Origin of the sequence: Sphingosinicella flava, assembly GCF_016025255.1 — a bacterium.
Lineage (GTDB): Bacteria > Pseudomonadota > Alphaproteobacteria > Sphingomonadales > Sphingomonadaceae > Allosphingosinicella > Allosphingosinicella flava.
The window spans coordinates 276,593-289,503 of the sequence record NZ_CP065592.1 but is presented as its reverse complement, the minus strand read 5'-3'; the positions used below and the strand labels follow the sequence as shown (position 1 = coordinate 289,503).

The following is a 12,911-nucleotide window of genomic DNA, read 5'->3' as shown; positions in this document are numbered from 1 at the left end:
AGGCAAGAATAGCCGCGCCAGTTCCGTTTCTGCCCGCGATCGGCCTTGCGGTCGCAGGCGCCATCGCTGGAAGTTTTCTCGCGACCATCCTCATTCGATGGCCGGCCGGCCGCAGCGTATCGGGAGGGCGATCGCAATGCGACGGATGCGGCCGGACGCTTGATGCGCGAGACCTAATTCCCCTTTGGTCCTACCTGCGCGCACGGGGACAGTGCCGGACATGCGGCAGCCGGATCGATCCGCGTCATCCCGGCATCGAAGCGGCGGCGGCGCTGATCGGCATCGCCGCCGCCATCGCCCACCCCCTCCCCCTCGCCATCGCGACCGCTTTTTTCGGCTGGTGGCTGCTTATCCTCGCGGCGCTCGATGCCGAGCATCAATGGTTGCCGGACCGGCTTACCCTTCCCTTATGGATGGCGGGCTTGCTCGTCGCTTTGGCCGGTATCGGCCCGCCGATCGGCGACCGCCTGACCGGATCGGCGATCGGCTTTGGCGGACTGTTTCTGTTGGGTGCGGCCTATCAGATCTTCCGGGGACGGCAGGGCCTGGGCGGCGGCGACCCCAAGCTGCTTGGCGCGCTTGGCGCGTGGCTGGGCTGGCAGGCTCTCCCGTTTCTCATCCTGATCGCCGCCCTGCTTGGCCTCATCGCCGTCGCGCTTGCCCCCTTGCGCGGGACAATCGTGGACCGGCAAACGCGCCTTCCTTTCGGGACATATCTCGCTTTGTCGGGATGGTTGCTCTGGCTCGTCCGGGCCTGACGCCTTTCATCAAAACTTCACACGACTGTCACCGAAGTCACGCGCAAATTTCCTAGGCCATGCCGGAGAATGATGCGCCGCCCATACCCGAAGCGGCGCGACAGGGAGGCGATGTGACTGCACCGGCCGCACATACGGTCAAGGCGTTCGACGACGATCTGGAGCGGTTGCGCGCCCTCGTCGCCGAAATGGGCGGGCTCGCCGAAGCCGCGATCGACCATGCGACCCAGGCGCTGATGCGTCGCGACTCGGCGCTCGCGGCCCGCGTGATCGCCGAGGATGGCCGCATCGATGCGCTGGCGGCGGTGATCGAGCGCGAAGGCGTCTGCATCATTGCCCTGCGCGCGCCCATGGCCGACGATCTGCGCGAAATCGTCTCAGCGCTGAAGATCGCGGTCTTGATCGAGCGCTTGGGCGATTTCGCCAAGCATATCGCGACCCGCGTGGCGATCATGCAGGATCATCGCTGGATCGAACCGATCTCCGTCCTGCCCGCCATGTTGGCGACGGTTAAGGGGGTGGTGACGGCAGCGCTTGACGCCTTCGCCGCGCGCGATCCGCTGCCAGCCCTCGCCATGACCCAGCAGCGGCGCGTCGTGAACGATTTCTACGACAGCCTCTTCCGCGCCCTCCTCACCCACATGATGGAAGATGCGCAGACGATCACGCCCTGCGCCCACCTCCTCTTCATCGCGCAGAGCCTGGAGCGGATCGGCGACCATGCCGCGATCGTGGCGGAGGTCGTTCATTTTTCCGTCACCGGAGAGCGGCTGCGCGCCGCCAGCCAGGATCCCGATCTCGCCCCTCGCAGGACCGAACGATAATGCCCCAGAGCCGCATGCTGATTTTGGAGGACGACGCCCCGCTCGCGCAGCTCCTCACCTATAATTTCGAGCGGGAGGATTTCGACGTCCAGCACAGCCCAAGCGGCGAGGAAGGCCTGGTCATCGCGCAGGAATTCAATCCCGACGTCATTCTGCTCGACTGGATGCTGGAGGAATTGTCGGGCATCGAAGTGTGCCGCCGCCTGCGCCGCATGCCGGAAACGGCGAACATCCCGATCGTCATGCTGACGGCGCGCGGGGAGGAAGCGGACCGGGTCCGAGGCCTCGAAACCGGCGCCGACGATTATGTGACGAAGCCGTTCAGCCCGCGCGAGCTTGTCGCACGGGTGAAGGCGGTGCTGCGCCGCGTCCGCCCCGCCTTGGCGGGCGCGACGCTCAATTATGCCGATGTCGAAATGGACATCGCGACGCACAAGGTGCGACGCGACGGACGCGTCGTGCCGCTCGGCCCCACCGAATTCCGGTTGCTCAAGCATTTCATGGAGCATCCCGGCCGCGTCTTCTCGCGCGAGCGGCTGCTCGACAGCGTCTGGGGCCGCGATGCCGATATCGAGGCGCGGACCGTGGACGTCCACATCCGGCGCCTTCGCCTCGCCCTCAACGAAGGCGGTGGCAAGGATCTCGTTCGCACCGTAAGGTCGGCGGGCTATGCTCTCGATCACGAACGTTAGACTCGCCGCCGCTTCGACACCCGCCGAGAAACGCCGCCAAGCCGCCGTGCTCGCCGGGGGCGGCGCGGTCATCGCTGGATTGCTCGCCTATCTGTTCTGGCCCGATGCCGAGGAGGCGGCCGTTCCGGCAGTGGAGATCACGGCCCAGGCTCCCATCACACCCCCCGCGCCTCCGCAACTGGCGGTTGCCCCGCCGGTCCCCACCGCCGTCCCCCCGGCAGATCTCTCGCAATATATTCTGTTCGGTGTCGGCGGCGGCGGCGCGAAAGGGCGCGCGGCGGTCATCGGTCTGCCGGGCGGCGGGCAGCGCCTCCTCACCGCGGGACGGACATTGGCGCCCGGAATCACGGTGAAGGCGGTGGGTGCCGATCATGCGATTCTCGCCACTCCCACCGGCGACATGCGCCTCGACTTCAACAAGCCCGCGCAACCCGTGACGCAATCGCAAGCCGCGCCTGCGGGGACGGCTTCAACCTCCGCACCCGTGACTGTCATGCCCGTCGCTCGGCAGGAGGCGACGACCCGCTATCGTCTCGGCCTGGAACCCCGAAAGGTTGGACCCAACATCGTCGGCTATCGCGTCAAATCGGCGGCGGCCTTGCCGATGCTCGGCACCGCCGGACTGCAGCAGGGCGATATCCTGCTGTCCGTCAACGGCGAGATGTTGGACAGTGAGGAAAGGCTCCATGCCTTGGCAGAGCAACTGACGAGCGCGCCAATGGCGCGGCTCGTTTTCGAGCGCGACGGCCAAAGGGCCAGCCGGGACATCCGCATTCGCTAATATGACAATATTGTTAAGCTCTTTTGAAAGTTATGTGTCATAACTATTTGAGTTAACAGCAATATTGTTCCTGTCCTGTAATATTACCGCCATAGAGGACGCCTAATCCCCGCAGCAACGGAATCGCCAAGGACGCGACGCCGGGACTGCAACTTGTTTCAACAAGGGGGTTTTATGTCTTCTCTTCGCCACATCCTGCTTCTTGGCTTCGCCGCGCTTCCATTGGCGGCGTGCGGCGCCGACGATGTCGCTTCACCGGGAGAGGGCGTGATTGTCCCTGGCGGCAATGGCGGCACGCCGCAGCCTCCGCCCCCGCCCCCACCCGGCACTCCCGCCTCTTCCTGTCCAGCCGGCACGACCGATGGCGGTGAGATTCTCGCCAATCGCCGGGTCTGCCGCTTGCCGAACCAGATCAGCGGCCAGACGGTCGTCCGCAATGTCCAAGGCGTGGCCTATGCGCTCTCCGGCCGCGTCAATGTCGGTGTCGATGTCGGCGGCGACGGCGCTGCCGCCGGCGGCCAATCGGCCAGCCTGACGATCGAGCCGGGCGCCGTCCTCTTCGGCGCGTCGGGCGCTGACTTCCTGGTCGTCAATCGCGGCTCGCAGATTTTCGCGGACGGCACCCAGACCAACCCGATCATCTTCACCTCGCGCCAGAATTTGCTCGGGACTGCAACCGACAACAGCTCGAACCAGTGGGGCGGCATCATTCTCCTTGGCCGCGCCCCGATCAGCAATTGCGACGGCGGTGCCGAAGGCGGCACGGCGGGCTGTCAGAAGCTGGTCGAGGGCCCGGGCGCCAACGCTTTTTATGGCGGCAATGTCGCGGCCGACAGCAGCGGTTCGATGCGCTATGTCCAGATCCGCTACACCGGCTTCTCCCTCATCGAGGGCAACGAGCTTCAGGGCCTGACCACCGGCGGCGTCGGTTCGGGCACGAACCTGCAATTCATCCAGGTCCACAATAGCGGCGACGACGGCATCGAGATTTTCGGCGGCCGCCAGAACATGAAGAACATCGTCATCACCGGCGCCGACGATGACGGCCTCGATACCGATGTCGGCTACAAGGGCTTTATCCAGTTCGTCCTCGCGATCCAGCGCGACCAGGCGGCGGGCGCCACCGGCGACACGATGATCGAGGCGGACTCCACCGACGACGGCCTGTTTGACGCGACGCCGCGCCAGAATACCCGCCTCGCCAACTTCACCTTCATCCAGCGCCGGACGGGCCGCAACGCCATCCTGCTGCGCGGCGGCACCGATTACGCGCTCTACAACGGCGTCGTGGTCGGCCCGACCGGCTGCCTCGACATCGACACCGCGCAGACGGTGCAGACCGCCGGCCCGGACGAAGCGGGCATCCCCGTCTTCCGCTCGGTCGCCTTCTCCTGCCCCACCGCTTTCGACGCGGACGCGGACAATTTCGAGGCGCCGACGTTCAGCGCGGGCACGAACAACAATTCGGCGCTCGTCTCGACCCTCACGAACCTTTTCGTGAATGGCGCGAACGAGACGGCGGTGCCCGCCTTCACGACCCTGTCCACGATCAGCGCCTTCTTCACTAACACCAATTATATCGGTGCGGTGCGGGATGCGCAGGACACCTGGTATCGCGGCTGGACCTGCGATTCCGCTTATGCGCCCTTCGGCAGCGGCGCGGCCTGCACGGCCATTCCGGTCAGCTGACCCAGTCGACGCACCTACCGGGGGCGGCGGCAGCGATCGCCGCCCCCTTTCCTTCATTCAAGAATTTCGGGGGATTGTTATGACGAAGGCGCTCAAGCTCGGGAGCCTCCTTCTCCTCACCACCGCGCTCAGCGCGCCCGCTTTGGCGCAAGACGAAACGGCCGGGACCAGCCCGCCCGACGCTGAAGCCGGCGTGGTGCAGGAAGAGCAGCTGGACATTTCCGGTCCCGGCGCGGACGCGGATGAAGGGCAGGAGATTGTAGTCGTCGGCAATGTGCCGAACGTCATTCGCGTCGCGCCCGAAGTCGTCTCCGTCCTGTCGGCGGCGGACATCGCGCGGACCGGCGACGGCGACATTGCCGGAGCGCTGCAGCGCGTGACTGGCCTCAGCGTCGTCGGCAACGGCTATGTCTATGTGCGCGGGCTTGGCGACCGCTATTCGCTCGCGCTTCTGAACGGCCTCGCCCTCCCCTCGCCCGAGCCGCTGCGCCGCGTCGTGCCGCTCGACATCTTTCCGACCAGCATACTCGCCAGCTCGGTCGTGCAGAAAAGCTATTCGGTGAATTATCCCGGCGAATTCGGCGGCGGCGTCATCAACCTCACCACCTCCGCCATTCCGCGCGAACCGTTCTTTTCGATCGGGGGCAGCGTCAGCGGCGACACCGAAACCACGAATCAACTCGGCTATACTTATTATGGCAGCGACACCGACTGGACCGGCTTCGACGATGGCGCGCGCGACATTCCCTCCCCGCTGCGGGCGGCGCTCGATGCCGGTGCGCTCGTCAACGAGGGCAATGTGTTCAGCCGCGAGGACATTCAGGCCATTGCCGCAAGCCTGCTCAACGCGCCGACGACGCTCGTCCAGCGCAACCGCAATATCCCGGCCAATTTCGCCTTCGACGTCAATGGCGGGACCGCCTGGGACAATGGCGACATCCGCCTCGGCCTCATTGCGACCGCCGGTTTCTCCAACAGCTGGAAGACGCGCGACGCCGTCCAGCAGTCCGGAGGGCTCGATACCATCGCCAGCGATTTCCGGTCGGTCCGCACCGACAACCGCATCGTCGTGAACGGCCTTATCGGCCTTGGCGCCGAATTCGGCGCCAATAAGCTGCGCTGGACCAATCTTTATATCCGCGACACGTTGAAGCAAGCGCGGCTGGCGTCCGGTTACAGCCTGTCGGTGGGCGACCCCGACCCCGATCTGCCGCCGCAGCTCATCCGCCAGAACACCGGCTGGTTCGAGCGGCAGTTGATCAATTCGCAGCTGGTCGGCGAATTCAAGATCGCGGACGTCAACATGGACGTCCGCATCGGCTATGCCAATTCGCAGCGCGAGGCGCCCTATGAGCGCGGGTTCAGCTATCTCTACAGCGAAGAAGCGGGCGACTATGTCAACAACCTGACCGCGACCGGACAGAGCGCGACGGTGTCGTTCAGCGACTTGAACGAAGACGTCTACAATGCCGGGCTCGATTTCAGCCATCGCCTGCCGGACACCCGTCTCACCCTGTCGGGGGGCCTGTCCTATCTCAACACGCAGCGCGACTCCGTCCGCCGCGACTTCGCCTATCGCCCGGCCGACGGCCTCGGTCTCGCCGTGTCGCAGGAGCGGCCCGATTATCTGGTCTCGGATTACAATATCTATACTTACGACATCCTGCTCGTCGAAACCTCCGCGCTGGCCGGTGCCGCCGCCTATAAGGCCGGTCTCGAAGTTTTCGGCCTCTATGCCCAGGCCGCGGCGGACCTTGGCTCGACGCTCAGCTTCAACGCGGGTGTCCGTTATGAGGATGGCAAGCAGTCGGTGGAGCAGATCGACCTGTTCAACCAGGGCGGCATCGTCCAGCCCGACGCGATCGAGAAAAGCTATCTGCTCCCCGCCGCGACGGTGACTTGGAACATCAATCCCGACATGCAGCTGCGCGTCAACGCGTCCAAGACACTGGCCCGCCCGCAATTTCGCGAGCTGGCGCCGCAAATCTATCTCGACATCGATTCGGATCGCCAGTTCGTCGGCAACCCGTTCCTGGTCGACAGCCAACTCTACAATGCCGAAGCGCGCTACGAATATTATTTCGGCCGCGAACAGCGCCTGAGCGTCGCGGGCTTCTTCAAGCGGATCGACAATCCGATCGAAGCGGTCGCCTCGTTCGCGGGCGGCGGCACGCTGCAGACGACCTTCGCCAACGCGCCGGCGGCGGACCTCTATGGCTTCGAGCTGGAAGTGCAGAAATACTTTCCGCTCGAAGGCCTCGGCGGCTTTTTCGCCAATCGCCGCGCGGTCGCGATCGCCAATTACACCTTCAGCCAATCGAGCCTGAAGGTCGATGAGGATGACGAGACGATCATCAACGACAATCGCGGCCTCCGCCCCGCGTCGGAAGTGTTCGGGGACGGCGACCCGCTGACCGGCCAGTCGAAGCATCTCGCGAACCTGCAGCTCGGCCTCGAAAATAGCGAGCGCCTGTCGCAGCAGACCCTTTTGCTCACCTATGCGAGCGAGCGCGTCACCAATCGCGGTCCGGTCCTGGGCGACGTCCGCCAGGCGGATATCGTCGAACGGCCCGGTCTGCGCCTCGATTTCGTGGCGCGCGAGGGATTCATGATCGGGGATAAGGAGATCGAGCTGAAGTTCGAGGCGCGGAATATCACCGGCACCGACTATCTCGAATATCAGCAGGACGAAGTCCGCATCGTCAACAATGGCTACGATGTCGGCACTACCGTCTCGCTGGGCCTCGGCGTCAAGTTCTAGCAGAACCTCACCCCGGACCTGATCCGGGGTGACGACTGGATTTAGAAGCTCAGCCGGACGCTCGCCCGCAAATCCCGCCCCGCCAGCGGCACATAATCCTTCGTGAAGGAGGCGTGGCGGCGTGCCTCGACGTCGAAGATATTGCTGGCCGACAGGACGAGGCTGACATTGCGGTCGCGGCCCCAGGGGCGCCAGGCGAGCGAGGCGTTCACCATGGTGAAGCCCTCGGTCATTGTCTCGTAGGCGGCGACCTTGGCTTGATCGGCGGTCCATTCAACCTCGACGCGTCCGTCGATCTTTTCCGATTGCGCCTCGATCCCGCCGAGCAGGCGGAGGGGCGGGATGCGGGGCACGTTGCCGCCATCCTTGATCGTCGCGCGGACATAATCGCCGACGACATCCGCGACGAAACGGAAGCCGCCCATTTCGGCGACGGGCGCGGAAAGCTCGCCCTCCACGCCATAATAAGTCGCGTCTTTCTGGTCATAAGCGAAGACCGGCAGGCCGTCTTCTTCATCCCCCGTCGCGGCTTCGAAGATGTAATCGTCAAAGCGGTTGCCGAAGACCGAGACGCCGAAACGGTAGCCGCGCGATTGGCCGCGCAGATAAAGCTCGCCGCCCCAGCTCTTTTCGGTTTTCAAGTCCGGATTGCCGACCTCGAAGGCCTGGGTCGCGATGTGCGGGCCGTTGGACAGCAGCTCCTCCGCCGAGGGGGAGCGCTCTGCGCGTGACAGGCTCATCCCCGCAACCATCTGCGGCGCGATATCGTAGGACAGGCCCGCGGCAGCGGAGAAGGACGTGAAGTCGCGATCGAAACCGGCCGGCCGGGATACGATGTCGCTATGTTCGTATCGCAAGGCCCCCTCCAGGCCCCATCGCCCAAGCGTTATTTCCTGCAAGGTGAACAAGCCGATATGGCTGGTGAGGTTTTCAGGCACGAAGGCTTCCGCGCCGATGGCCGCAAAATCCCGGTTGAAGAATTGGACGCCGGTAACGCCCCGCCATCCGCCGCGATCGGCCTGAACGGCCTCCAGCCGCCCCTCCAATCCCTGAGTGCGAAAAACGGTGCCGACTTCTCCGCCTTCGAACTCCGTATGGGAATAATCGGCGAAGCCGATGCGGCTGCGCAATTTTTCGATAAAGCCGCCGGTCTCCACTTCGGCGCGCAAGTCGGCACGGGTCTGGCGAAGGCCGATGGTCACATCCTCTTCGCCATGGCCATGCTCTTCCTCCGGCTCCTCCTCGCCATGGGCATGTTCGGCGCCGGGACGGGCGGGCACGCCATAATCGCTTTCGTAGCGACTGACCGAAAAGCCGATATTGCCGCCGTCGCGAATGAAGGAGAGGCCGCCCGCATAAGTGGTCGTTTCGGTCGCGCTGTTCGGCACGCGGCCTTTGAGGCTTGCCAATTCCCGTGCTTCCTCCGCTTCCCCAACATGACCCTCGGCCTCTTCCTCGGCCGCGATGTCCAGCTGTTCGGCACGCAGGGCTTGCGACAAGACATAGCCGCCAACTTCCACGTCACCCGTCTTGCGGTGGCTGCCGTCGAAATGAAGGACGAAGCCGCCGCCAAGCGGCGTGTCTACCGCCCCGCCGACGCTGCGTTCGTTCGCGGCCGAGCCATAAGTGGCGATGATATCGGTATGGAGGATCTCGTCGGGAACGCGGCGCGGAATGCGCTTGTCGAGAACGTTGACCGCGCCGCCGATCGCCTGGCTGCCGAACAGCAGGACGGCGGGACCGTGCAGCACCTCGATCCGCTCGGCGGTCAGCGGATCGATGGTGACGGCATGGTCGGCCGAAGTATTCGACACGTCGATGGAGCCGATACCGTCGGTCAGCACGCGCACGCGTTCGCCCTGAAAACCGCGAAGCACCGGCCGGGAAGCGCCCGCGGTGAAAGAGGTCGCCGAAACTCCGGGCAGGCGGGTCAGCGTATCGCCGATCTGTGGACGCAGGTCGCGGACCAATTCGTCCCCGCTCAACGTCTGCGTGCCGGCGAGAATGCTGAGGTCGCGAACGTAATCGGCCGTCACGATGATGTCCTGCGGCTCCTGTTCGTGAAAATCGTCATTCTGGGCTTCGGGAACAGCCGCGTCCTGGGCGGCAGCCGGAGCAGCGGCAAAGATCGTGGTGGCAAGCAGCAGGGCAGTTTGGGACACAGGTGACTCCTTATATGGCGCCGCTGGTACGAGAGATGTTACACTGTCACAACATTTATTGCTGCGATGGGACTCGTTTCATCGCTTCTGGAAAACGGTCCATCCGACAGCATTTCGATTAAGCTGACAGTCACACCGTATTGGTTATGGTGCCAAGGCTCTGAACACCATGCGATTTGGAAGGGCCTTCCTGATATGACGGAACACCGGCGTAATTCGGCGAGCATCGGACGGACGATCGGCGTCATCGCTTTGTCTTGCGCCTCCTTGATCGGCATTTCAGTTTCGCAAAGCGCCGCCAGAAGCGCGGATACAGCGCAAGGCCGCGGGCCGGTGGCGGCGAAGCCGCTCGTCCAGACCCAGGCCCTATCTCCAGCCGAACGGGCGTTGGCGCAGCGGATCAACGCACTTGGTGCTTCATTCAACGGCGATGTCGGCATTGCGGTGAAGGATATTCAAAGCGGCTACACCGCATCGTTCGACGGCAGCACCTTCTTTCCGCAACAGAGCGTCAGCAAATTCTGGGTCGCACTGACCGCCATGGACAAGGCCGACCAGGGCCTTCTGAGCCTTGAATCGCCAGTCACCGTGCGGCGGGAAGACCTGACGCTTTTCCACCAGCCCATCGCCGCGCAGGTTGGCCCCGCCGGTTACACGACCACGCTCGACAGCCTGATCCATCGCGCGATCACGCAGAGCGACAATACATGCAACGATTTCGTGCTGTGGAAAGCGGGCGGGCCCGACGCGGTGCGCGCGTTTCTGAAGAAGAGCGGGATCAGCGGCATCCGCTTTGGCCCGGGCGAGCGCATGCTGCAAAGCCGGATTGCGGGCATGGAATGGAAACCATCCTATGTTGGCCAGAACTTCTACGCCGCGCGCAATGCCCTGCCGATGGCCGTTCGCCGCGCCGCCTTTGAAAACTACATTCGCGACCCAATGGACGGCGCGACGCCGCTCGGCACAGTGGATGCGCTGACCAGGCTCAAGAAAGGCGAGCTGCTTTCGCCTTATTATACCCAGAAACTGCTCGGCATCATGTCGAACACCAAGACCGGCGCACAGCGATTGAAAGGCGGGCTCGCGCCGGGCTGGAAGCTCGCGCACAAGACCGGCACGGGCCAGGTGCTCGGCGGCGAGCAGGCGGGCTATAACGATATCGGCATCGTCACCGGGCCGGACGGCCGTTCCTATGCGGTCGCCGTTTTCATCCGCCGCACGTCCGCGCCGCTCGGCCACCGGATGGAGACGATGCAAAATGTCGTCCGCGCGGTCATCGATTATTCGAAGGGCGATCACGGCGTGGCCCAGTTCGCCGTTCAGCAGCAACCGCCAGCATCGAAGGCAAAAGCGCCCTTGAGCCGCCAACAGGCCATTGCAGCGGCGGTGAATGGCCTGGAGGAAGAAGGCGAATAAGCTGGCCCGCCCAGCCGCCCTCACTTAAGATGCGGCCATGGCCCGGCCGCAATCCCCCGATTATGACAAGAGGCGCGAGGCGATCGTCGCGACGGCGGCGAAGCTGTTCGCGCGGCGTGGCTTTCAGGGCGCTTCGGTCGCTGACTTGGCGGAGGCGTGCAGCACGTCCAAGTCGCTCGTCTATCATTACTTCCCCTCAAAGGAAGACATCCTTTTCGAGGTGATGTCGAGTCATCTCGAGCAGCTCGTCACCGCGGCAGACGACGCGATGCTCGGCGCGCCGAAGCCGCGCGACAAGCTGCACGACATCGCGCTTGCCTTCATGCGGCTCTACGTGACGGCCCAGGCCGAGCACAAGGTGCTTCTGAACGAACTCGACAATTTGCCGCCCGACCGGCGCAATGAGATCGTCTCCAAGCAACGGCGGATCATCGCCATCGTCGAGGAGCAGATTGCGGAAATCCGGCCGGACGTCAGCGCCGCGGGGACGCTGACCCTGCCGCTCACCATGCTCTTTTTCGGCATGATCAACTGGAGCCACACTTGGTTCAGGGCGGAAGGACCGGTGTCGGCGGAAAGGCTGGCCGATCTAGCCATGGAGATCATGCTGCACGGATTGGAGGGGATGAGCGCAACTTAGCCCTCCCCCTTGATGGGGGAGGGTTGGGTGGGGGTGATGTTCGACGTAGAGCGGCATGCTTCCCCAGCATCACCCCCACCCCAGCCCTCCCCCACCGAGGGAGAGGGAGTTAAGCGTCGTAGTCGACCTCGACCCCTTCGCCCTTCGGCACGGACTGGCAGGTAAGGACATAGCCAGCCACGATTTCCTCGTCGGTCAGGCCGTAGCGGGCGGCCATTTCGACTTCACCGGATATGACTTTTGCCCGGCAGGTCGCGCAAACGCCCGCCTTGCAGGCGAAGGGCGCGGGGAGGCCAGCCTCGCGCGCGCTGTCGAGGATGTTGCCGGCCGCCGCGTCGAAAGGCACCTGACGAGTGCGGCCGTCGAGAGTAACGCGCATTTGCAGGCCTTGCGCTTTTTCCTGAAGCGCGTGGATTTCGGCCTGGAGCGCGGCGGAGGGGCGCCCGGCGGTAAAACGTTCGATGTGGATATGGTCGTGCGGCACATTCCTAGCTTGTAGCGCCTGTTCCGCCGCGTCCATCATCGGGCCGGGGCCGCAGATGAAGAAAGCGTCGACCTCCGCCGGATCGATCAGGGTTTCCAGAATCTCGTCGCATTTGGCGCGGTCGAGGCGGCCGTTGAAGAGGTCGACATCCTCCGCCTCCTGGGAGAGGAAATGATGGACCTGGAGGCGGCCCATATAACGGTTCTTGAGGCGCGCCAGCTCCTCCAGGAAGATGACCGAGCCGCTGTGGCTGTTGCCGTAGAAGAGCGTGAAGCGACTCTCCGGCTCGACGGCGAGCGCCGTTTTGAGCAATGAGAGGATCGGCGTGATGCCGGAGCCCGCGGCGAAGGCGGCGTAAGTGCGCGCCTGGCCAGGTTCGAAGGCGTAGGTGAAGCTGCCGTGCGGCGCCATGACGGCGATGCTGTCGCCAGGCTTCAGGTTGTCGGCAGCCCAATTCGAAAAAAGACCGCCCGGAATCCGCTTTACCGTGACCGCGAGCATGTCTTCATTCGGCGCTGTGCAGAGCGAATAGTTACGCCGCACTTCCTCGCCGCCAATGTCGGCGATGAGGGTGAGATGTTGACCAGGCTTGAAACGGAAGGTTTCGCGCAGCGCGTCGGGCACCGCGAAACGGATCGAGCGCGCTTCGGGCGTTTCCGGGACGATCTCCGCGATCTTGAGGGTGTGGAAACTGACGCTCATTC

General features: G+C 64.2%; 10 protein-coding genes. 8 read left to right on the top strand and 2 right to left on the bottom strand.

Features of this window, described 5'->3' with window-relative positions; all coding sequences use genetic code 11:
- The first annotated feature begins 8 nt into the window (after positions 1-8).
- The 6 genes from IC614_RS01475 (at position 9) to IC614_RS01450 (ending at position 7,505) form a co-directional block, all read left to right on the top strand.
- Positions 9-758 (top strand): prepilin peptidase, encoded by a 750-nt coding sequence (locus IC614_RS01475; protein ID WP_318963702.1) that lies wholly within the window; start codon positions 9-11, stop codon positions 756-758.
- 113 nt (positions 759-871) lie between these two features.
- Positions 872-1,582, top strand: a complete 711-nt coding sequence (gene phoU, locus IC614_RS01470; protein WP_226372685.1) for a phosphate signaling complex protein PhoU — start codon at positions 872-874, stop codon at positions 1,580-1,582.
- Positions 1,582-2,274 (top strand): phosphate regulon transcriptional regulator PhoB, encoded by a 693-nt coding sequence (gene phoB / locus IC614_RS01465; RefSeq protein WP_200971987.1) that lies wholly within the window; start codon positions 1,582-1,584, stop codon positions 2,272-2,274. The genes phoU and phoB overlap by 1 nt, the downstream gene beginning before the upstream one ends.
- The gene (locus IC614_RS01460; protein ID WP_200971986.1) at positions 2,252-3,055 is read left to right on the top strand and encodes a hypothetical protein; all 804 of its coding nucleotides are present in this window, start codon (positions 2,252-2,254) and stop codon (positions 3,053-3,055) included. Before phoB ends, IC614_RS01460 begins: the two co-directional genes overlap by 23 nt.
- Positions 3,056-3,229: 174 nt before the next feature.
- Positions 3,230-4,744: a hypothetical protein gene (locus IC614_RS01455; protein WP_200971985.1), complete on the top strand. Its 1,515-nt coding sequence runs from the start codon at positions 3,230-3,232 to the stop codon at positions 4,742-4,744.
- Between the two features lie 79 nt (positions 4,745-4,823).
- Complete coding sequence (locus IC614_RS01450) at positions 4,824-7,505, top strand: TonB-dependent receptor domain-containing protein (RefSeq protein ID WP_200971984.1); 2,682 nt, start codon at positions 4,824-4,826, stop codon at positions 7,503-7,505.
- Positions 7,506-7,546: 41 nt separating this feature from the next.
- On the opposite strand, the gene IC614_RS01445 is transcribed toward IC614_RS01450, so the two are convergent.
- On the bottom strand, positions 7,547-9,667 hold the full coding sequence (locus IC614_RS01445; RefSeq protein WP_226372684.1) for a TonB-dependent receptor: 2,121 nt from the start codon (positions 9,665-9,667) through the stop codon (positions 7,547-7,549).
- Positions 9,668-9,862: 195 nt separating this feature from the next.
- Here IC614_RS01445 and bla point away from each other — a divergent pair, with 195 nt between their 5' ends.
- Positions 9,863-11,083 (top strand): class A beta-lactamase, encoded by a 1,221-nt coding sequence (bla, locus tag IC614_RS01440; RefSeq protein ID WP_200971983.1) that lies wholly within the window; start codon positions 9,863-9,865, stop codon positions 11,081-11,083.
- A 37-nt stretch (positions 11,084-11,120) separates the two neighbouring features.
- Positions 11,121-11,723: a TetR/AcrR family transcriptional regulator gene (locus tag IC614_RS01435; protein WP_200971982.1), complete on the top strand. Its 603-nt coding sequence runs from the start codon at positions 11,121-11,123 to the stop codon at positions 11,721-11,723.
- A gap of 109 nt (positions 11,724-11,832) precedes the next feature.
- On the opposite strand, the gene paaE is transcribed toward IC614_RS01435, so the two are convergent.
- Entirely contained in the window at positions 11,833-12,909 is a 1,077-nt protein-coding gene (gene paaE, locus IC614_RS01430; RefSeq protein ID WP_200971981.1) for a 1,2-phenylacetyl-CoA epoxidase subunit PaaE, read from the bottom strand.
- Positions 12,910-12,911 lie beyond the last annotated feature (2 nt).

What these genes read in the sequence shown, in the direction of transcription:
- IC614_RS01435 (WP_200971982.1), top strand. Translation starts at nt 11,121, where the DNA reads ATGGCCCGGCCGCAATCCCCCGATTATGACAAGAGGCGCGAGGCGATC.
- bla (WP_200971983.1), top strand. Translation starts at nt 9,863, where the DNA reads ATGACGGAACACCGGCGTAATTCGGCGAGCATCGGACGGACGATCGGC.
- phoB (WP_200971987.1), top strand. Translation starts at nt 1,582, where the DNA reads ATGCCCCAGAGCCGCATGCTGATTTTGGAGGACGACGCCCCGCTCGCG.
- paaE (WP_200971981.1), bottom strand. Translation starts at nt 12,909, where the DNA reads ATGAGCGTCAGTTTCCACACCCTCAAGATCGCGGAGATCGTCCCGGAA.
- IC614_RS01455 (WP_200971985.1), top strand. Translation starts at nt 3,230, where the DNA reads ATGTCTTCTCTTCGCCACATCCTGCTTCTTGGCTTCGCCGCGCTTCCA.
- IC614_RS01450 (WP_200971984.1), top strand. Translation starts at nt 4,824, where the DNA reads ATGACGAAGGCGCTCAAGCTCGGGAGCCTCCTTCTCCTCACCACCGCG.
- IC614_RS01460 (WP_200971986.1), top strand. Translation starts at nt 2,252, where the DNA reads ATGCTCTCGATCACGAACGTTAGACTCGCCGCCGCTTCGACACCCGCC.